This is a genomic window from Granulicella mallensis MP5ACTX8, assembly GCF_000178955.2.
Classification (GTDB): domain Bacteria; phylum Acidobacteriota; class Terriglobia; order Terriglobales; family Acidobacteriaceae; genus Granulicella; species Granulicella mallensis.
In genome coordinates, this window is record NC_016631.1 from 3,813,328 (window position 1) to 3,834,280 (window position 20,953).

The window sequence follows — 20,953 nt, forward strand, 5'->3', positions numbered from 1 at the left end:
GGTATAACTCGGATATCTGGTGTTCGGGAAGACGGTGCAAATCCGTCACTACCGCGTAACTGTAAGCGCTAAGAGCCTGGCATATAAGGTCACTGGGATCAGAGTCCTGGGAAGGCCGATCAAGCTCCACGAGGCGCAAGTCAGGAGACCGGCCAGATACGGGCTTAATTCAACTTCGCTGGGAGAGTTGAAGAGCATATCCACGCGCCCTCCAGGCCGTGGCAGCTGCCTATCTACCACTTCCCGCTCAGTGTCCGGCGATCTCACACTGGATGCCAGGAGCGATGTATGCAGCATCAACCCGTCTCCGTAACTCTCGTGCTCGGCGGCGTTCGCAGCGGCAAAAGCCGATATGCGCAACAAATCGCCGAACGCTCCGAACGAGTTACGTTCATAGCCACCGCGGAGCGCCGCGACGATGCCGAGATGCACGCCAAGATCGAGCGTCATCGCGCCGAACGGCCCTCCTCCTGGGCCACGATCGAAGAGCCGCTCCACCTGTCCCGGACGATTCGCGAAGCAGGCAAGGATTGCGACGTCCTTCTCATCGACTGCCTCACCCTGTTCGCGGCGAACCTCCTCGAGGCCTGCGGCGAAGACTCCGAACAGGTCCAGGCTCACATCGCAGATCTCTGTCACGCACTCAGCACGGCATCCTGCACAGTCGTCCTCGTATCCAACGAAGTGGGCAGCGGGGTGGTTCCAGCCTACGAACTTGGCCGCCGCTTTCGCGACCTCGTCGGTGAGATCAATCAGCGCGTTGCCGCGACAGCGGACACAGTGCTTTTCATGATTGCGGGGCTTCCCCTCGCACTCAAGGGCACCGTCCCCGCGAAGGTGCAGTCGTGAAGGGATTCCTCATCGCCGGGACCGCCAGCGGAGTGGGCAAAACCACCGTCACGCTTGCGATCCTGGCCGCCATGCGCCGCCGCGGATTAGTCGTTCAGCCCTTCAAAGGCGGCCCCGACTTCCTCGACACAGGCCACCATACCCGCATCGCAGGGCGCGCTGCACGCAATCTCGACACATGGATGCTCTCGCACGAAGCGAATGAAGAAGTTCTTCGCCAAAACGCGGAGGGCGCCGATGCCGTCGTTGTAGAAGGCATGATGGGCCTGTTCGACGGCAAGGACGGTGCCACCGAAACCGGCAGCAGCGCAGAGATTGCCAAGCTGCTGAAGCTGCCCGTCGTCCTGGTGCTCGACGCCAGTAAGAGCGCCAGGAGCATCGCTGCCGTTGTCCTGGGCTTCGAGCACTTCGACCGCGAGCTTCCGCTGGCAGGCATTATTCTCAACCGCGTCGCCAGCGAGCGCCACTTCAGGATGCTCGAAACAGCGATCCTCTCCGCCTGCCAGACGCCCATCCTGGGCTGGCTGCCGCGTGAGCCCTTGATCGCCATTCCCGAACGGCATCTCGGCCTGCGTACTGCAGAGGAGTCAGAAGGCCACGAGCAACAGCTCGACAGGCTGGCAGCTCTTGCGGAAGAGCACCTCAATCTGGACGCGCTCCTCTCGCTCGAATGCGGACTGGACCTCGAACAGGCTCCCTCGCTGCGAGAGACACCAAAGACCGCCGTACGAATCGGCGTGGCGCGAGACCGCGCCTTCTGCTTCTACTACGAGGACAACCTCGACCTCCTGCGCCAGCACGGTGCGGAGATTGTCCCGTTCAGCCCCTTGCTGGATGCAGCACTCCCTCCAGACCTCGATGCCCTCTATCTGGGCGGTGGTTACCCAGAGCTCTACGCGCAGCAACTCAGCGCAAACACCTCGATGCTCTCATCGATTCGAGACTTCGCCGCCTCCGATCGCCCTGTCTATGCCGAGTGCGGCGGCATGATCTATCTCTCCCAACAGCTCACGGCAGCCGATGGCACAGCGCACAACATGGCGGGCGTGCTCCCCCTCGCGATGGAGATGACGAGCAAGCTCGTTCGGTTCGGCTACGTCACCGTTGAACTCACACAGGATTGCCTGCTCGGCGCACGCGGGACAGTTCTGCGAGGCCATAGCTTCCACTACTCTCGCGTCACTAACGCACCCACAATATCCACCAGCTATTGCGTGCAGTACTCCCTCTCCGGACATCAGGAGGAGGAAGGCTATAGTTTCGGGAATGTTCTCGCGAGCTACGTCCATCTGCACTTTCGCACCGCTCCAGCAGTGGCTCAGCACCTGGTGGAACAGATCCGGCATTCGGCAACAGAAGCTATCGCCCAGGAGACCCGATGAATTCCCTCACGCAACAACTCGATTCGATCACGCACGGCATCGAGCTCCCCAGCGAACTCTGGCGGCAAAAAGCACGAGCGCATCTCGACACCCTTACGAAGCCTCTCGGCAGTCTGGGGCGGCTGGAAGACCTTGCAGCCCAGATCGTCGCCATTCGTGAAGAAAAGTTCTCTGAGCCCATCAGCAAAGGTGTCTATGTCTTCGCCGCGGACCACGGGATCACCGCAGAGGGCGTGAGCGCCTATCCTCGCGAAGTCACGCACCAGATGGTCCTGAACTTTCTCGCGCAGGGAGCTGCAGTGAACGTGCTGGCGCGACTGCATCATGCAGAGCTTCGCGTCGTCGATGTCGGCGTTGACACCGACTTCAACGATATCCCCGGTCTGCTTCATCGCAAGGTTGCGAGAGGCTCGCGCAACATGCTGCACGAGACAGCGATGACGGGCGAGCAGCTGGCGCAGGCCCTCGCCGTCGGCGCGGAGATCGCTGCCAACGCTGTTGCCGCTGGGCAGACGATGATTGCCATCGGCGAGATGGGCATCGGCAATACCACCTCGGCCAGCGCCATCACCTGCGCCCTCACGGGCTCTGCCGCCTCTGAAGCTACGGGCCGAGGCACAGGCCTCAATCCCGAAGCTCACGCACGCAAAGTCAGTGTTGTGCAAGCTGTAGTGGCGAAGCACTTCGGCGGTTCCGCTGCTAATGCTTCGCCGCTTGAAGTGCTGCGCTGCGTTGGCGGACTGGAGATCGCCGCGATGGCCGGCATGGTTCTCGCCGCAGCCCAGCACAAGCTCGTCATCGTCATCGATGGATTCATCTCCACCGCTGCCGCAGCCATTGCCGTCGCGCTCTCCCCCAACACCCAGGGCTATCTCATTGCAGGACATCAGTCCGAAGAACCCGGACACAGACTTTTGTTGCAATACCTGAACCTGGTGCCCGTTCTGAGCCTTCACATGCGTCTCGGCGAAGGCACCGGAGCGGTACTTGCCATGCCCATCCTCGAATCGGCCGTCGCCCTCTATACGCAGATGGCGACCTTCACTTCGGCAGGCGTGAGCGGAGCCGCGTAATGAGCCCGGCCGTCTATATCCGCAGGACAGGATCGGAGTTTCTCTCCGCCCTCCAGTTCCTCACGCGTATTCCGGTCCCATCGCAGCCCTACGAAGCCGACTCCCTCTCGCGAGCCGTCAAGTTCTTCCCACTCGTAGGCGTCGTTGTCGGCGGCATCGCCGCACTGTTGCATCTTCTACTCGCCCCGCATCTTCCAAGGCTTGTCGCTGCGTTCCTCGTCGTTCTGTGCCTCGTCCTCGTAACAGGCTGCCTGCACGAGGACGGTCTTGCCGATACGGCCGATGGCTTCGGTGGCGGAACCGACCGCGAACAGATTCTGCGCATCCTTCGCGATAGCCGCATCGGCAGCTACGGAGGCATAGCGCTCGGGCTTAGCCTTCTTGGCCGCGTCGTGCTGATCGCCTCTCTTCCCCTGCCGCAGGTTGCAACCTATCTCATCGTCGGCCACATGCTGTGCCGCTGGACGACGCTTCCCCTTAGCTACTTCCTCCCCTCGGCCCGCACACAAACCGAAGGGCAGGAGTTCAACGGACAGGGCGCGCGCATCGCACGCCTCACTTCAACCGGCACCCTCATCGGCGGCACTCTCTTCAGCTTCGCCGTCGCAGCCTGTCTGCTCAGAACGGGCGCGGTCGCTCCGATTCTTATCTCCATTGTGCTGGCTCTGTTTACCGGCCTCTACTACAAGCGCCGCATCGGCGGTGTCACAGGTGACTGCTTCGGAGCTACCAATCAGCTCGCTGAACTCGGCGTCTATCTCTGCGGAGCGTGGACCCTGTGAACGGCCTCCTCTTCATTCGTCACGCCCGAACCGACCTGGCGGGAACCTTCTGCGGACACTCCGATCCGCCGCTTAATGCCACTGGCCAACAACAGGTCACCGACCTGATCGCGCGTCTCACCGCCGAACACTTCGATGCGATCTTTTGCAGCGATCTGCGTCGTGCCGTGGACACAGCAGAACCGCTCGCGCAAGCCTTCAAGGCTCCGCTCACCCCAAAGCAGGGCCTGCGCGAGATTCACTTCGGCGACTGGGAGGGTCTGACCTGGGCCGAGATCGAACAGCGCGATGCAGAGTACGCGCGCCGCTGGAGCGAGACCTTTCCAGCTTTGACCGCACCCGGTGGTGAATCTTTCGCGGACTTCGAGAGTAGAGTCCTGGCCGAGATTGCCCCTCTCCTCAGCCTCGCCGAGCGCCAGCGAATTGCCGTGGTCACGCACGCCGGAGTCATGCGCACCGTCCTGCGCTCTCTGCACGGTTGCAACGAGCAGGAAGCATGGGAGAAAACGAACTCTTACTGTTGCACGTTCTCCTATCCAATCAACCTGGAGAGCCTATGAGCCACAAGCAGGTCCATGTTCGAGAGCTTGCCGGCTGGGGACTCGACGACTATGAGTTTCGCGTCAGCACCTTCGACCGCACGAAGCCATCGCAAGCCGAGCATCTCGTTGCACAGCGTACGCCCTTTCAGCAGTCAACCGTCGTGCTCACACAAGAGAGCGCACAGTTGAGGGATGCGCTCCTGCAGCACGCCACAAGACCGGACCTGCTCGACGAGATGACAGGCCTCACCTGGTCTCTTGGTGTCGTCGACCTGCGGTCTCTTCTCGCCTTTCAGCGCAGGCTCTCCTTCAACCCTGAATTTCCGCATCCCCCGGCCCCCGCTGCAAAAGATTGGACTGCCCTGCTCGACTTTTCTTTCGGCCCGGCAAAGCCCGTTCTCTTCGACCGGCTGCAAGATAATGCGGCCCACACCCTGGTCCTGCAATCGACAAATCCGAACCTGCATCTTAGGACCACGATCGACGCCGCTTTCCCGCTCAGCGTCCACGCAGGCGGCCCCTTCTTCGAGGTCGCTTCCTATCGCGACCGCTGGTTTCTGCGCGATGGCTATCATCGCGCCTACACTCTTCTACAGGCTGGTGTCTTCGAGGTTCCCGCAGTGATCGTCCACGCCAACACGATCGAAGAGCTTGGCCCAACCAAGCCCTGGTTCTTCTCAGAAGAGGTCCTCTTCTCGGAAACACCGCCCCTCGTTCTGGATTTCCTCAACGACGAACTCGTGCTCGAATACAACCGCCCTCCCCTTATCAAGACACTGCGCATCACGATGGAAGAAACCCTCAGCCCCGCAACATCAGGAGATCAATCATGAGCATCGCAACCAAACGCGGCGACGGCGGACAAACCGGCCTGGCCGGCGGCATCCGCGTCTCCAAGGCAGACCTTCGCGTCGAGTCCTACGGCTCGGTCGACGAGCTGAATACAGTCCTCGGATTTGCCCGCAGCATCTGCCAGAACAAGGAGATCGCTACCTGGACCGAAGACATCCAACGGACGCTCTTTCGCGTCGGCTCTGCCCTCGCCACACCTCCTGAGAGCAAGAAACAGCCGCCCGTCGTCACCGAAGAAGACATCGACAAACTCACGAACCTCGTCCACCAGATTGAGGCGACCGAGGGCATCCTCTCCGACTGGTCACTGCCCGGAGCCCATACTGAATCCGCAGCCTACGAGATGGCCCGCACCGTGTGCCGCCGCGCGGAACGCGCAGCCGTCCGCTTCATCGAAAGCGGAGGCGTCGTGCAGCCTACGATCCTTCCCTATCTCAACCGGCTCTCCGATGTCATCTGGCTCTTCGGCCGTCTCATCGAGTTCAACGCGGGCGTCGAGTCGCGACTCCGTCCCGAGTCCAAAGGCGGTCCTAAATGGTCGAGAGCCTGGTAAATCCCGAAGACCTGGCCTTCAGCGAATCCGAGCGGGCAGCGGTCTATCGCACGATCGCCGCGCGGCGTGATGTCCGCCGCGGCTTCATCGTCGATCGTCCGCTGCCGGATGAGTTGCTCCAGCGGTTGCTGGCCGCGGCGCACAGCGCCCCCTCCGTCGGGCTCATGCAGCCTTCACGCTTCATCGTGATTCGTGATCTTGCCACCCGCAAAGAGGTACACAACATCTTCGAGGAGGCGAACCTCCAGGCGGCAGCCACCTACTCCGGAGCGCAAGGCGAGCAATACTCGGCTCTCAAGCTCGAAGGCATTCTTGAAGCGCCGCAGAACCTCTGCGTCGTATGCGATACGCAAGCTGCGCGCGGCCATAGGCTGGGTCGCCACACCATGCCCGAGACCGCAGCCTACTCGACGGTATGCGCCATCCAGAATCTCTGGCTGGCTGGACGCGCCGAAGGAGTCGGTGTCGGCTGGGTCAGTATCCTCGATCCCGTGCGACTCCGTGCAGTGCTGCATATCCCGGAACACATTCTTCCTGTCGCCTACCTCTGCCTGGGCTACGTCGATCAGTTCGCCTCGGCGCCTGACCTCGAACGCTTTGGATGGGAGAAGCGCGTGCCTCTCTCCACCGCCGTATGCTACGAACGCTACACGGAGGAGACTGCCTCGTGAGAGCTCGCGCCATCATGGTGCTCGGAACCAGTTCGCACGTCGGCAAATCGTTGCTGACGGCAGCGCTATGCCGCATCTTCGCGCAGGAGGGCTATCGTGTCGCGCCCTTCAAGTCGCAGAACATGTCACTTAACTCCGCGGTCACGCCGGAGGGCTTCGAGATCGGCCGCGCCCAGGCGCTCCAGGCTGAGGCCGCTGGCATCCTGCCCACGGTCCACATGAATCCCATCCTCCTGAAGCCCATGGGAAACATGACCTCGCAGATCGTGGTGCGAGGAAAGATCTGGGGCAAGCTCACGGCGTCCGACTACCATCTGCGCCGCGTGGAAGAGTTGTTGCCAGTCGTGCGTGAGAGCTATGAGATTCTCGCCGCGCAGAACGATGTCATCATCCTCGAAGGCGCTGGCTCACCGGCGGAGATCAATCTCAAGAAACACGACATCGTGAACATGCGCATGGCCGAACTCGCCGATGCCGCCTGCCTGCTGGTCGGCGATATCGATCGTGGCGGAGTCTTCGCCTCGCTCTTCGGCACCGTTGCGCTTCTCGATCCTCACGAGCAGGACCGCATTCATGGCTTCCTGATCAACAAATTTCGCGGCGACGTCTCCCTCCTCGAACCCGGCGTCCGCATGATCGAAGAGCGCCTCAACAAGCCGTGCCTCGGAGTCGTGCCCTATCTTCCTCAACTCACAATCGACGAAGAAGACAGCCTGGGGCTTCCCTCCCCTCTCTCAGAACATAGCGAGCCGTGGGTTATTTCAAGCGATCCAGCGAGGCCACTGCGAATCGCCGTGATTGCACTGCCTTCTTTCTCCAACTTCACGGACTTCGACGCCCTGCGCGCCGAGCCTTCCGTATCGCTGCGATTCTGTCGCACGGCGGGACAACTCGCCAACGCTGACATCGTCATTCTTCCCGGCAGCAAACAGACGGCGGACGATCTATTGTGGATGCGCTCCGAAGGCCTGGCACCCCTGCTCACGGATCACGCCCGCACCGGACTCGTCGTTGGCATCTGTGGCGGCATGCAGATGCTGGGCGAAGAGATTGCCGACCCACAAGGCATGGAACGCGCGGGAGTGATCCTCGGGCTGGGACTGCTGCCGATCCACACGACAATGCAGCCGCAAAAGGTCACAAGGATCAGTTCCGGCCAACTCATCGCTACCTCGCTCTTCAGCCAGCCAACCCCGTCTGTGCCCATCAGCGGGTACGAGATCCACATCGGAGAGACCCGCTACCTCGAAGGCGCAAAACCGTTTGCGCAGCTTGAAACTGAATCGACTGCGGACAGCCTTCTCGACGGCTGCACCGCGCACGAAGGACGCATCTTCGGAAGCTACCTCCACGGCCTCTTCGACGACGACAACTTCCGCCACATCTTTCTCGCGGCTGCCCGGGCCTTCTATGGATTGGCACGGGACATGTCTCTCAATCACTGGAAGCAGCAGCGCGAAGAGTCGTTGAATCGCCTTGCCGATACGGTGCGCGCCTCGCTCGACATGGAACAGATCTTCGCCTGCGCAGGCCTCTCCTACAGCGCACAAAGCAACAAGGAGACGCAGTCTTGAACCGGAGCACCCTTCTTCCCGCCGCCTATCTACTCGATCAGATTGCAGGAGATCCCGAGGAGTTTCCTCACCCGGTCCGCCTCATCGGCCTCGCGATCTCGCGCGGTGAAACAGCGCTGCGGCATCCGGACCAGAGTGCCGCATCCGAACTCTTCTCAGGCGCAGCTCTTACCGTCGCCGTCGTTGGATCAACGTATTGGCTTACCGCAGGCCTGCTCCAGTTCATGCGTCGCTACAGTAGTTCTCTCGGGGACGCGACAGAGCTCCTGCTCGGCTGGACCTGTCTCGCGGCACGCAACCTCGAACAGGAAGCCAGAGCCGTCACCGATGCACTAGAGAGCGATGATCTGCCTCTCGCACGTAAACGCCTTGCGCGGATCGTCGGCCGCGACACCGAACAGCTTGATGCGCAGGAGATCAGCCGTGCCGTCATTGAGACTGTCGCTGAAAGTGCATCCGATGGAATCATGGCGCCGCTGTTCTACATGGCACTCGGCGGTGTTCCCCTCGCGATGGCCTACAAGGCGGTCAACACACTCGACTCCATGATCGGCCACGCCGACAGCCGCTACTTTTACTTCGGCAAGGCTGCAGCCCGCCTCGACGACGCGGCGAACTACATCCCCGCGCGCCTGACGGCTCTCAGCCTCGTCGCGGCGTCGCATCTCGTCGCTCCCTCCGACGCACAGGCCGCATGGCAGACCTGGCAACGTGACGGCAGCAAACACAAGAGTCCCAATGCAGGCCAGCCGGAGAGTGCGATGGCCGGGGCTCTGCACGTATCACTCGGCGGAGACAATACCTATGCGGGTGAGCTGATCCCTGCACAACGCATGGGACAGGAGTTCCCTCCTGCCAAGCCCTCCAAAGCAGTCCAGGCCGTTCGTCTCGTATCCGTGGCGTCACTCGTTGGATTAACCCTGGGTGTTCTGCTGACGGCACTCGCCCAGCCAAGGAAGCGCAGCTGATATGACCTACCCTCTGCATGGCGGTCAACTCCGGCAGATCGCCGAACGATTTGGCATCGCCCCGTCGCAGCTTCTGGACTTCAGCGCCAACATCAATCCGGCGGGCCCACCACCTGCCGTGTTATCAACGCTGCGCACGAGCCTCGACGATCTATCGACGCTGACGGACTATCCCGATCTGCAGGAGCTCGAGCTTAAACAGTCGATCTCTCAATACTCGGGAGTCGCCCCTGAAAACATCGCCGTCGCCAACGGCTTCGTCTCCCTGCTCGAAGCAGCCCTGCGAACTCTGAAGATTCGTCGCTGCCTGCTTCCGGTCCCGGGTTTCGTCGAATATCGCAGAACGCTTGAGCGTGCAGGCGTTGAGGTGTGCCTCCATGAGCTAAACACTCAATCGAAATTCAGCTATGATCCCGCAGCACTGACTGCCGGACAGCACGACGCCATCCTCCTTGCGAATCCGCAGAATCCTTCGGGCGTCTGTCACTCTGCTGAGACGCTGCAAACTCTAGTCACGAGGGCTGCTGAAACAAACACCTACGTATTCCTCGACGAAGCCTTCATCGACTACGTCCCGGAGCATTCGCTCACAACAGCGGTCGATCGTTTCGCTAACCTGATCGTCTTTCGTTCCGTCACGAAGTTCCACGGCATCCCCGGCCTGCGCGTGGCCTACGCCGTCAGCAATCACGAACTGGCTTCATCCCTCAGCGAGAGCCTGCCGCCCTGGCCCATCACCACCCTCGCCTCTCGCGCTGTAAGCGCAGCACTGGGTGACCAGCCCTATGCTGTTCGTTCGAGGGCTGAAAACGCTGAGCGTAGAACCACACTGCAAAACGACTTGGAACAGCTTGGACTACTCGTCTATCCCTCGGCGGCGAACTTCCTCCTCTTTCGGCTGCCCGCAACCATCGATCCGGATCGTTTCTGGCAACACATGATCGTTGCTCACCAGATCGTCCTGCGCGCCTGCGCGAACTACGAGGCCCTTCCTGCCGGACACTTCCGCGTTGGCGTCCGAACGCAGGAAGAGAATGCTCGTCTCTCGACGGCGATATCGAAATCGTTATCGTACTTCGCCGGAACCCGGTAGATCTCTCACAGGGGGCTCCGCGACCACCTCCGGCGGAATCACACCGGCTGCCTTCAATTGCTTCTCGATCACTGCCGCTTGAATCTCGCTGTTTATCTCCGCGCCCAGCAACAGCATGAGCCCGGTGATGTAGAACCACGTCAACAGGATGATGACGGCGCCCAGTGATCCGTACGTGAGGCTGAAGTTATCGAAGAAGTGCAGATACACTCGCAGTCCCAGTGAGGCCAGCACCCAGCCAGAGATTCCGATGGCGGCTCCGGGAGTGATCCAGTGCCAGCGCTTGGCCTTCAGATCGGGCGCAAAGTAATAGATCGTGCTGAACTGCAACAACAGCAGACCACTGGCCACAACCCACTGCACAAGATGAACGACGATAGCCGTCGTCGTTGCCAGGGCATGATGCCAGATGCGCACGTAGACCAACTTCGCAATCAGGTCTCCGCCCAGCAGCACGCCAAGGTTTGCCGTCACCATCACCGAGAGCAGCATCGTAACGAGGATCGCCGCGCCGCGCGCCTTCCAGTAAGGCCGCGACTCGCGCACCTTGTACACCGTGTTCATGCCGTCCTGAATCGCAGCGAATCCTACCGACGCCGACCACAAGGCGGCTACCAGCCCCAGCGTAATCTTGCCGCCCGTTGCCGCGGCAGCCGTTTGGTTGAAGGTCTCGATGACCATGTTGTACGCCGATCCCGGCACGACCAGCGCGAGATAGTGCAACAGGCTGTCGTAGATGCGCGATGCCTGCCGCGCCGCAAGTCCCAGGATCGAGCTCGCGCAAACCAGCGTTGGGAACAACGCAAAGAGGAAGTAATATCCCATCTCGGCCGCCCTGGAGAGCAGGTTGTCGCTCATCATCGCCTGGAAGGTACGCTTCCACACGAGCTTCGGGCTTGCACCTTCAAAGTTCCACAGGCTGCGCAGCGGCGACCGCGCGACCTGATCCCAGATTCGCTGGGCCAGAGGATCGGTCGCCGTAAGTGTATGGTCTGTGACGCGCACTCGAGTTCTCCCAGCGTCCCTCCCATGAGATGCACTGAAAGACTTTGACGTCCAAGGCGTCCGCAGTTTTATCGCAAGCGTAAGCAAGGCCCATCGCCCAACCGATGAGATAGCCTAGCTTGAGAGGAAGATCAGGAGATGCACTCCAGCGAATTCCGGAAGGTCGCAATGGCAGGAATGCTGATGGCACTGCTAACCTCTTGTTCCAGGACACCTTCTTCCCCTGCCGCAAAAGTCGCGGCTCAACCTGCCGTCCAACCATCGGCAGGCGCCCAAACCACGACTACATCGACCGCAACCGGACACGTGAAGCTTCGGCTCCTACCTGCAATTGGTGAGAACGTAGACTCCTTTCCGCGCGTTGTTCCTAACGAGAACGTATCGCCCCCTATGGCGGCGACGCTCAACACAAAATTCGATCGCCTCGATTCCGATATGCGCAAAGGGCTTCACGAGTGCAAGACCGGTGCAAGGAAGATGCACCCGGACGACAGTGCTTTCGACTATGAGCACAAGCTATCGGTTTCCATGCGCGGTCCTCGTTATCTGAGCGTATTAGTTTCGGACGCCTATTTTTGCGGAGGGGCGCATCCCGAAAACAACGATGAGGCGCTGGTTTATGACGTCACCACAGGTGCGGCGATCGACTGGCTCACCATGCTCCCCGGCTCCAGCATAGGGTACAAGGCAGAAGATACTTCGCATTCATCCTCAGTAATCTGGCCTCCACTGCAACAGCTTGCACTGGAACAGGCCGACGACGACTGCAAAGATGTTTATCGCGAAAAGAATCTGTCGTTTATCCTTTGGCCGGATGCCGATCAGGGAGCCATCGTGGCAGAGGCAGACGGTCTCTCCCACATAAGCTCTGCACTCTGCGGAGAACAGGTCGTGCTGGATATTCCCTCCGCACAACGCCTTGGGATTTCTCCGACCCTCTTGTCTTTGGTCGTTGCGGCCCACGCCGCCTCACAGACCTCGGCGGCTAAGAACCACTGATTAGACAGATAGTCGTGCAGAACAGGCTTTCAGATAGGCGCAGGCGAGAAAGATAAGCTCTTTCAACAAAGGCTCAAACTGCTTATCCGGAGAAGGAGATTCCAGCAGCCTGCGGCTAACTCCAACCATCGCCCCTTGAAGCATCGAAGCTGCGAGCTGTGGGTCGGTCGCCAGTGGATCGGAGGAGCTTGCCAGCATTCCAGCAATCGCTTTATTCGAGCGATTGCCCGACTGTTGCACGATCTTCGCTCCATCCACATCGGAGCTCACGGAGTAGAGAGCGACACTCGTCTTCACATCTTTCATCTTGGCCCGAAGGAAAGCAGTGATAAGAACGGTAGCCATCTGTGCGAGCGTTTGGCCCTCCTGCTCTCGGCAGGTACGAACGATAATGTTGTGGACTTCGTCCAGATGACGCTTCAGCGCAGCCTGTAAGAGAGCACTCTTATTGGGAAAGTACTGATACAAGGTTCCAACCGATACCCCCGCCCGCTGCGCTACTTTTGTCGTGGTCAGCCGTTCCTTTCCCACGCTAAGCAAAACCTGAATGGTCGCTTCGAGAATCGCGTCTACACTGGCGATTGAACGCGCCTGAACCGGCGCTTTTCGGGGAGATAAGGGGGATTTCAAGCTTTGCGGCAAATGCGAACTCCTAACCTGAAGCTTTCTTCATCTAACCACAGGTAAGAGCACTAACAAACAGTCAAGAGGAAAACAGAATGACGAATTCTAGAGATCTCAATGCCAGCTTCACGCTTCCAGGCACTTCGATGACCGTGAATCGAATGGGTTATGGAGCTATGCAACTCGCCGGACCGCAGGTCTGGGGACCGCCACGCGATGTCAATGTTGCCGTCTCTGTTCTACGAGAGTCCCTCGAGCTTGGAGTCAATCACATCGACACCAGCGACTTCTATGGTCCCCATGTCGTAAACCAGATCATCAAGCAGGCGCTGCACCCCTATCGGAACGGCCTTGTCCTCGTTACCAAAGTCGGTGCTCGCCGGGCTGAGGACAAATCGTGGCCCCATGCGCTCTCGCGCCAGGAGTTGATCGATGCCGTCCACGATAATCTCCGCAACCTCGGTGTCGACAGGCTGGATGTCGTCAATCTTCGGGTGGGAGGACTCGCGGCCCCTACGGAGGGATCGATCGCAGAGCCGTTGACGGTCCTGGCTGAGCTCAAACAACAGGGGCTCATTCGCCATCTCGGTCTCAGCAATGTCTCTCCAGCGCAGCTCAAAGAGGCTGAGACGATCACGGAGATCGTTTGTGTGCAGAACTTCTACAACGTGGCCAACCGGAGCGACGACCGCTTCATCGAGGACCTCGCCGCACGGGGTATCGCTTATGTGCCGTTCTTTCCGCTGGGAGGATTTACGCCCCTACAGTCGGGGGTGCTCGATGCCGCGGCGGCCTCGTTGCAGGCTACTCCGATGCAGGTTGCGCTCGCCTGGCTTCTGCAGCGTTCGTCCAATATCCTGCTGATCCCCGGGACTTCTTCTCTCGAACATCTTCGCGAGAATATGGCTGCGGAGAAGCTTCAGCTGCCGCCTGAGGTGATTGCGAAGCTTGATTCGATTGGTGGGGCTGCCGGTCAGTAATTCGGCACGGGCGCAGAGGCCGGGGATACAGCCACCGCAATCCCTTTGATTGCGGTGGCTGCACGTAAGAAGGCAATATAGTCGTTTCGGCTGCGCCTTCACTCCAGCCCTTCGACTACGCTCAGGGCAGAGAGGTATGAACCTTCAGTTCGACCTTTTGTGGCATGGCTGAAGCCATGCCCTTCCGGTTCGCGACTCAGCAGATCTACGCAGACGGAGCTACCTGGAATGAGAGATTCGAGGTAGCGCTTAAGCCAGTTCTACTTCGATCTGCTGCGCCTCTGGATCGAGCTTTACCAGCCGGAAGCTGCGAACCTGGCCGACGCCGAACGGCTCCGGCTGACTGCCTGCCGCAGGCGCACCCGTTTTCCAGCGGGCATTCAGCATGGAGGTCAGGGACGACAGGTCCAGGGCTGCACCGCTGTCGCTCTTGGCCTCAACTGCCGCCTTGGCAGACTTCAGGCAGGTGACGCGAATCCCATCGCCAAGCTCGACGATGGCCGAATCCGCCGACTGCTCCACGACACGGCCGGAGACCACATCGCCCACCTTGTGCTCTTCCATGTACTCTGCGAAGCCCGTAGGAATCAACTGCTTCATGCTGAGCCGGAGCTGCCGCTTCTCGGGGTCGAGGCCGATCACCTGGGCCTTGACGACCTCTCCGACCCGCAGGACATCCTGCGGATGGTTGATACGTTTGTCCGCGCTGATCTCGCTGATGTGAACCAGGCCCTCGACGCCCTCCGCCAGCTCCACGAAGGCGCCGAACTTCATCAGGCGCGTGACAGGGCCTTCGATAGCCGCGCCCACAGGGAACTTCTTCGGCACTTCTGCCCAGGGGTCTCCGAGTGCCTGCTTCAGGCCGAGAGAGATGCGGCGTTCGGCCGGGCTCACGGAGAGCACCATCGCATCGACCGTGTCGCCTGACTTGAGCAGGTCGCTGGGCTTCCGCACCTTCTGGACCCACGACATCTCCGAGACATGGATGAGGCCTTCGATGCCCGGCTCCAGCTCGACGAACGCGCCGAAGTCCATCAGCCGTGTGACCGAGCCGGTGATGCGCTGGCCTTCCTTGTACTTCTCGCCCACAGCCTCCCAGGGCTCTGCCTCGAGCTGTTTCAGGCCAAGCGAGATACGCTTGCTCTCCGGCTCGACCTTGAGGACCTTGAGCTGAAGCTGCTGGCCGACAGTCAGAACATCCTCCGGCGTGCCTACACGGCTCCAGGAGATATCGCTGATGTGCAGCAGGCCGTCGATGCCGCCGAGATCGACAAACGCGCCGTAGCTCGCGAGGCTGCGAACCTGTCCGCTGACGATATCGCCTTCCTTGAGCTCGGCATAGCGGCTCTGTTCGAGCACGCGAGCCTGCTCCTCCACGAGGACGCGCCGGTCGACGACGACGTCTTCCTCCTCCGTATCCAGCTTGATGATGCGGCAGGTGATCTCCTGGCCGACGAGCTTTTCCATCTCGGCGGCATCGCGCACACCGCTGCGAGAGGCCGGCATAAACGCACGCATGCCGATATCGACCGTAAGGCCGCCCTTCACGACTGCCGTCACGACGCCTGAGACCGCGGCCTTCTGCGCAAAGGCCTCCTCCAGCGAGGACCAGTCCTTGGGCTGAGCCACGTGAATGCGGGAGAGCTCGTAGTAGCCCTCCGGATTGCGGCCCTTTACCGAGACCGGGAACTTGCTTCCTGCAGCCAGGCCTTCGGCGTTGTTCTCAAAGGCGGTTCGCGGCAGGATTCCCTCGGTCTTGAAGCCGATGTCCAGATACACAGACTCTGCATCGACCGTAACCACGATGCCTTCCAGCTGCTTCGCGCCGTCTTCTGTTTTATGGGAATGGCTGTGCTCGAACTGCGCGAGCAAATCGCCAAACGACTCAGTGGACGATTCGGTTGTGTTTTCGACGGGAGGCAAGGAGGTAGGGGTAATTTCGTTAGGCATGATGGTCTGGCTTTATTTTGTCACGAACCACGAATGGGTCGTCGGCCCCTTGCTGTTGAGACCTTTCCCCCATGAACATTCAGGCTCGAGCGCTTGGGGTAGAAAAGGTCCGAAGGGGCATGGGGAAGACTGCAACCCTCGGGGTCCTTCGACTGCGCGTCCCCAAAAGCTGGGACGCTTCGCTCAGGATGACGATTTTATGGGGAAACCTAAAACAAAAGCGATGCGTGCAGCGGGACGCGTCAGATTCAACGCGTCCCGCCCACACGGTTAGAGCAGTATTGCTGATACTATCCCCCGGAAGACGGAGAGGAGTGTCGTTTTTGTTGAGAAAAACGACCTTGAGATTCATGCCCTCGGGTATACCTTCAGCCATACTGCTCTACCGTCGGAAAGAATCTCCCTGTACGACGATCGGTACTGAGACGTCATGCGTTGCCGCGCCTGTCGTCCCGGTAATGACCGCTGTATAGGTTCCAGCGGGAATGGCGGAAGAGTGCCGACCGAACACTTCCGTATTGAGCAGCACAATCGAAGTGGAAGGACGAGTAGTCTGAACGATCGCTGTAGGAGGAACCAGGCAGCTCGGCAGCTCCTTGTTCCCACTTGGGCCACCGGTCACCTTGCAACTGAGATTGACTCCACCGCTGAAGTTGTTGAGCCCCTGCAGTTCCAGGAACGCTACTCCAGACTCGCCGGAACGGATGTTGACGTTCTGCGTGGTTGCGATCAGCGTAAAGTCATTTCCGTTTTCGGTGTAGGTAGTCAACGGAGAGAAGGCATCCTGATAGTTGGCATCTCCTATGTACAGCACCCACAGCTCATTGACACCACCATAGAGAGAAGCCCCGCGGAAGCTGACCTGCCCTGTGGCCGTGGCACCGCTCGAAGAAGGAACCAAAGTCCCCACCCCGATCAGAGTTCCCTCATCTACCAGAGCGAACTCCCCCGTCGGTGCGATGGTAGCCCCTGAGCCGCCGGAGACGGTGACCGTCGCAGTCAAAGGCGTCGAGGGCTGAATCGGGCCAGTTCCCGTGGACGAAACCGTAATCCTGGGGAAGGATGGCAGCAGCGGACTGACACCCGCGGCCGTAAGGTCTTCCCCTGCGGAGACAGAAGGTCCCCAGTTCTGGTCGCCAGGATAAGAGGCTTTGATCGTATAGCTGCCGGCGGGAATATTCGCGAAGTAGGCTGCGGCGTAAGCGACTCCGCTGCCCTGCTCGAAGCCGCCACCGATCTGGGGCCTCAAAGTCACAACCTGCGGAGGCAGATTGCCCATAGTGAAGGTCACCTGTCCGGTGGGCGCTACTCCCCCGCCGGTTCCGCTGACCTGAACCTCAAACACAATATTGCCGCCAACCATGATCGAGACTGGAGCCGTCAGATTAGGTGTGATGATGCTGGGAGCCCTGACGACGGTGAAGCTGAGCGGACCCGCCGAACTCTGCGCGGTCGGCAGATAGCTCGAATCGCCGCTGTAGACGTATTGCAAGCTGTGCTGGCCAATCGGGAGTGCGAGGTTCGAATACGAGCTGGAACCGGTCACATCGAGGGGGTTGGTCGAGATCGGAATCCCATGATCGAAGAGTGTGGTTGAGCCCGTGGCCGGTGTACCGACCGTGCTGGCTGATTCTCTCGAGCCCGCGACCTGCAGGTCGACGAAGAAGACAGTGCCGTAAGGGTAGGTCGCTCCATTCTTGATCGGGCCAAGATCGGTCACTGTGGGCACGCCATTCGGGTACGTGAGGGTCTCGGCATGGGTCGTGGGACGCAGGACACTCTTTTCCGGGCTGATGGAAAACGAGACGGGCTGCGACTGGCTAGCACTGTATCTCACATCGCCGGCATACTGCGCGGTGAGCGAATACGTGCCGCCCGGAAGCTGGTTGGTGGTCAGAGTTCCATGGCCCTCTGCATTGAGAGCGATGGTGCCAAGACCGGTGGAGGCGTATTGAGGGAGGGTGGTGACCAGCGCGACGTTACCGGTCGGGATGCCGTTACTGCCGAGGACACTCGCGTTCAGATTGATGGACTGACCATGAACGAAGGTCCTGGTCGAGGCGCTGAGGGTCGTGCGAGTCCCCTGGAAGCTGACCGCGCCCCAATTGGAGATCAGCTTGCTGACGTCTACCGAACCAAGACCGCTGGCCAGATCGTAGCCGGGTGTAGCACTCCAGCCGCCGATCGAAGAGGTCCCTCCCGTAGCATCGGGAACGCACTCAATGGAGAGAGCCGTAGTGGGGCTGCAAGGCACGTTGTTGCTGCCTACCGTAATGTCGTGGAAGACAGCCGGCACCCGCTGTGCCAAAGGATAGAGCACCGTGTTGGCCTGTCCCTGTGGTCCATACTTCTGGTTCACCAGAGCCATTACGCCTGCAAACACCGGAGTAGAGGCAGAGGTTCCGCCGATCTGGGTGACCTGAAGCTGAGTGGTTCCAGGAACATCCCCGGAACAATCTCCAGGCGCCTCGCAGGTGACATAGGAGCTTCCGTTATCGCCATTAGCAGCGAACATCGAGATATCCGGCAGGTCGCGGACACCATCGGCAGGAACGCCGGGACCGGTCTGCCAGGCGGGCTTAGGATAACCCGCGTATTGCGCGCAATCCAGGGTTGTCGTTCCACCATTCGAGTTCTCCAGCACGATGCCGGTCAGTGGGTCAGTGCCCGCGCCGGGAATCGCACAGGCGCTCTGGCCTCCCCCGCCGCCTACGACCTCATCGAGGTTTCCCAGGTTCTTGCCGTAGATACTGTTGTCCCAGGGCTGCTCAGGGAGCGGCTGAAGCAGAGAACCATTCTTGTTGTCGTTGGTCTGGCTCCAGAAGTTGAAGATGGTATTCAAGCCGCCGGGATAGTAGAAGTCGGTGCCGCCAACCGAGATGTTCCAGGGCGTAGAGCCGAGTGCGTTGACCTGTCTGCCGAACTCGGCAAACTGGGAGCCTGCAACGTCGCAGTCCGCGGAGCCCGCGTCACCGCTGGATACCATCACGGTCTGTCCCTGGGCCGCCGCCTGCTCCCATTCGCTGTTGTAGAAGACGTTGCCAAAAGGAACGTTGAAGGCCTCGCAGCCACCGAAGCTGAGGCTAAGCACGCTGGCAGCATCGTCCTCTACCGCGCGTGTAACCGCGAGGCTGAGTCCATCGCTGTAGTCGTTACCGGCTGCGGTGTATAGGCGAACCGTGGCCTGGGGAGCGATAGCTCCTGAAAGCTCCACGTCGAGATACGCTTCCACCGCGTCCCCGTTGACTCCAGGGTCGTTGCCGTCGATAACGACCTGCGGCAGGTTCGGATTGGAGGGATTGGCATCGAGCTTGAAGAGCTTGCGATAAGCCGCGACCAGGCTGAGGTCGATGTTGGTGTCGTTGATGATTCCGATGGTCTGACCGGCACCCGTGATGCCCTGGGAGTAGGCAGGCTGAATGTCGTATTGCGTGGCGATATCTTCCGGCGCGAGACCGAGATCAAAGCCTGCCACCGAAAGCGTGAACTGGGGCTTGAGCTGATGGTTTTGCGGATTGAACTCGGCCGAGCCCAGCAGGTGGGAGAGCGGCTTCGGGCGGAAATCGTTCAATGGGCCGACAGCAGCGATCACCGAGCTCAGAGCTGCGGGAATCTGCAGCTCTGTGGCGTTCGCATGGTGCATCTCCCCATTGAGGGAGTACTTGTGGAGCGAGGTCTTCAGCGCCGCCCCCACCAGGCCTGCCGTGCCGGAGAACTGGATGGCGCTCTTTCCTGCGCTTACCTTCTCCACCTTCAAGCCCTGCGACTCCAGCCAGGACGTGACGGCGTTCATGTCGGAGTCGGCCAGGCCAAACTGCTGGCCGAACTGAGCCGGGGTCAACCACTTGTGGTAGTTGGGCGAGCCTTTGCTGTGCGCGTCGCTCAGGAACTGTTGCAGAGCCTGCTCCTGCGCCTGGGGACGCTTGAGCAGCAGCGTGATGCGACCGGTCGGGGTGCTGTCGGGAACAGCGCCAAGGTCCGCGGCGGCGCCTTTGCGCACCAGGGGATGCACGGAGCCCTTCAGGGGAGTGACAGCTCCAACATCCACCTGGCGCGTGATCTGGGGAGCGGCCTGGCCCTGCGCGGAATGCGCAGCGACCGTTGTAAGTAAAGCGAGCGAGAGGAGGCGTAACAACGATTGAGAGAATCGACGTGCATCAAACAGGGGCATGGTTTCTTTCTCCGGCCTTGCAGGCATGGAATACGAAAGCTGGACGAACCTGATGAACAACTGGACGAATCGAATGGAAGTGAACTGCGAATTGCTGATAAGTCTCCACCAACTTCCACGAAGACGAAAGCCCCATTGGGATTGAATTCCTATGGCTCTTTGGGATAGGTGAGAAGTGGATTGCCTTTGCTTTTCTGGTTGTCGTTCCCGGAGAGAATCTGCTTTTGTCTTTGCTTTTCTAGCTTGTCATTCCGAGCGCAGCGAGCGAACCTGCTGTCTCCCGTTCTTCGTTCGGATTACTCGCACATAGTAAGTAGTGTCAAGAGATTTAGCTTGTACCAGCACGAGTTAAAGACAGGAGGAAGCAGGTTCGCTCGCTGCGCTCGGAATGACAAGCTAGAAAAGCAAAAGCAGAAACAAAAACAAAGACAAAAGCAGATTCCCTGCGGGAATGACAACCAGAAAGGCAAAAGCGCGGGCTTACTTGCGGGATGGAAGGATCAGGAGCTGCCGTCCGAACAGTCGCGCATCTATCGAGTAGGCACCCGGCCCCAGTAAGGCGACCGTGCCGCCATTCAGAATCGACATGGCGAGATGGAAGCCGTTACTGCCCCCGGTTTTGAACAGAACCACAAGCTGGATCAGGCAGCAGATCATCGAGCCGTAAGGCGTAAGCAGGCCGACAATCAGGGAAAACGCGGGCAAGAGAAAGACAATCAGAACCCAGAGCGAAGTCACCGATGCCCAGTTCGCCGTTCCATCTACGATCAGGGTCGTAGCGGCGGCAAACCGCAGAAGGAGAAGCGCAACGCCTGCCCTTCCAGCCGGGAACATGGAAAACAGTCTCTGCACGACTCCGAGACTAGCTGCCCCTCCACGACTCAA

Annotated in this window: 18 protein-coding genes and 1 riboswitch; of the genes, 13 read left to right on the top strand and 5 right to left on the bottom strand. The window is 60.0% G+C overall.

The genetic code is table 11. The features are described from left to right. Positions 1–171, top strand: a riboswitch (cobalamin riboswitch). 117 nt (positions 172–288) lie between these two features. From cobU to ACIX8_RS15350, 11 genes are read left to right on the top strand one after another with little or no spacing between them, the layout of a single operon-like run. Then, a complete protein-coding gene (gene cobU / locus ACIX8_RS15300) occupies positions 289–849 on the top strand; it encodes a bifunctional adenosylcobinamide kinase/adenosylcobinamide-phosphate guanylyltransferase (RefSeq protein WP_014266268.1) in 561 nt (186 codons plus the stop codon). After that, complete coding sequence (locus ACIX8_RS15305; RefSeq protein WP_014266269.1) at positions 846–2,231, top strand: cobyrinate a,c-diamide synthase; 1,386 nt, start codon at positions 846–848, stop codon at positions 2,229–2,231. Before cobU ends, ACIX8_RS15305 begins: the two co-directional genes overlap by 4 nt. Then, entirely contained in the window at positions 2,228–3,304 is a 1,077-nt protein-coding gene (gene cobT, locus ACIX8_RS15310) for a nicotinate-nucleotide--dimethylbenzimidazole phosphoribosyltransferase (RefSeq protein ID WP_014266270.1), read from the top strand. Before ACIX8_RS15305 ends, cobT begins: the two co-directional genes overlap by 4 nt. After that, positions 3,304–4,086 carry an adenosylcobinamide-GDP ribazoletransferase gene (cobS, locus tag ACIX8_RS15315; RefSeq protein WP_014266271.1) on the top strand — a complete coding sequence of 261 codons (783 nt, stop codon included), beginning with the start codon at positions 3,304–3,306 and terminating at the stop codon, positions 4,084–4,086. The genes cobT and cobS overlap by 1 nt, the downstream gene beginning before the upstream one ends. Next, positions 4,083–4,646, top strand: a complete 564-nt coding sequence (locus ACIX8_RS15320; protein ID WP_014266272.1) for a histidine phosphatase family protein — start codon at positions 4,083–4,085, stop codon at positions 4,644–4,646. The genes cobS and ACIX8_RS15320 overlap by 4 nt, the downstream gene beginning before the upstream one ends. Then, a complete protein-coding gene (locus tag ACIX8_RS15325) occupies positions 4,643–5,461 on the top strand; it encodes a hypothetical protein (protein WP_014266273.1) in 819 nt (272 codons plus the stop codon). The genes ACIX8_RS15320 and ACIX8_RS15325 overlap by 4 nt, the downstream gene beginning before the upstream one ends. Beyond that, positions 5,458–6,033, top strand: a complete 576-nt coding sequence (locus ACIX8_RS15330) for a cob(I)yrinic acid a,c-diamide adenosyltransferase (protein WP_014266274.1) — start codon at positions 5,458–5,460, stop codon at positions 6,031–6,033. Before ACIX8_RS15325 ends, ACIX8_RS15330 begins: the two co-directional genes overlap by 4 nt. After that, positions 6,015–6,704 (top strand): 5,6-dimethylbenzimidazole synthase, encoded by a 690-nt coding sequence (gene bluB / locus ACIX8_RS15335; RefSeq protein WP_014266275.1) that lies wholly within the window; start codon positions 6,015–6,017, stop codon positions 6,702–6,704. The genes ACIX8_RS15330 and bluB overlap by 19 nt, the downstream gene beginning before the upstream one ends. Beyond that, positions 6,701–8,278 carry a cobyric acid synthase gene (locus ACIX8_RS15340; RefSeq protein WP_014266276.1) on the top strand — a complete coding sequence of 526 codons (1,578 nt, stop codon included), beginning with the start codon at positions 6,701–6,703 and terminating at the stop codon, positions 8,276–8,278. The genes bluB and ACIX8_RS15340 overlap by 4 nt, the downstream gene beginning before the upstream one ends. Continuing rightward, entirely contained in the window at positions 8,275–9,246 is a 972-nt protein-coding gene (gene cbiB, locus ACIX8_RS15345; RefSeq protein ID WP_014266277.1) for an adenosylcobinamide-phosphate synthase CbiB, read from the top strand. The genes ACIX8_RS15340 and cbiB overlap by 4 nt, the downstream gene beginning before the upstream one ends. Before the next feature lies 1 nt (position 9,247). Then, the gene (locus tag ACIX8_RS15350) at positions 9,248–10,339 is read left to right on the top strand and encodes a pyridoxal phosphate-dependent aminotransferase (RefSeq protein ID WP_014266278.1); all 1,092 of its coding nucleotides are present in this window, start codon (positions 9,248–9,250) and stop codon (positions 10,337–10,339) included. On the opposite strand, the gene ACIX8_RS15355 is transcribed toward ACIX8_RS15350, so the two are convergent. Next, positions 10,313–11,344 (bottom strand): YihY/virulence factor BrkB family protein, encoded by a 1,032-nt coding sequence (locus tag ACIX8_RS15355; RefSeq protein ID WP_014266279.1) that lies wholly within the window; start codon positions 11,342–11,344, stop codon positions 10,313–10,315. The genes ACIX8_RS15350 and ACIX8_RS15355 overlap by 27 nt on opposite strands. Positions 11,345–11,734: 390 nt before the next feature. Between ACIX8_RS15355 and ACIX8_RS15360 the strand changes: the two genes are divergently transcribed. After that, on the top strand, positions 11,735–12,343 hold the full coding sequence (locus tag ACIX8_RS15360; RefSeq protein WP_044176849.1) for a polysaccharide deacetylase family protein: 609 nt from the start codon (positions 11,735–11,737) through the stop codon (positions 12,341–12,343). Here the strand turns inward: ACIX8_RS15360 and ACIX8_RS15365 are convergent, their stop codons facing one another. Beyond that, positions 12,344–12,985, bottom strand: coding sequence for a TetR/AcrR family transcriptional regulator (locus ACIX8_RS15365; RefSeq protein WP_014266281.1), 642 nt, complete (start codon positions 12,983–12,985; stop codon positions 12,344–12,346). It lies immediately after the preceding gene. Between the two features lie 77 nt (positions 12,986–13,062). Here ACIX8_RS15365 and ACIX8_RS15370 point away from each other — a divergent pair, with 77 nt between their 5' ends. Continuing rightward, complete coding sequence (locus tag ACIX8_RS15370) at positions 13,063–13,947, top strand: aldo/keto reductase family oxidoreductase (protein WP_014266282.1); 885 nt, start codon at positions 13,063–13,065, stop codon at positions 13,945–13,947. A 249-nt stretch (positions 13,948–14,196) separates the two neighbouring features. Here the strand turns inward: ACIX8_RS15370 and ACIX8_RS15375 are convergent, their stop codons facing one another. The 3 genes from ACIX8_RS15375 to ACIX8_RS15385 form a co-directional block, all read right to left on the bottom strand. Continuing rightward, positions 14,197–15,897, bottom strand: a complete 1,701-nt coding sequence (locus ACIX8_RS15375; protein WP_014266283.1) for a 30S ribosomal protein S1 — start codon at positions 15,895–15,897, stop codon at positions 14,197–14,199. Between the two features lie 382 nt (positions 15,898–16,279). Continuing rightward, positions 16,280–20,068 (bottom strand): Ig-like domain repeat protein, encoded by a 3,789-nt coding sequence (locus tag ACIX8_RS15380; protein WP_014266284.1) that lies wholly within the window; start codon positions 20,066–20,068, stop codon positions 16,280–16,282. Positions 20,069–20,548: 480 nt separating this feature from the next. Then, entirely contained in the window at positions 20,549–20,920 is a 372-nt protein-coding gene (locus ACIX8_RS15385) for a hypothetical protein (protein ID WP_044176852.1), read from the bottom strand. Positions 20,921–20,953 lie beyond the last annotated feature (33 nt).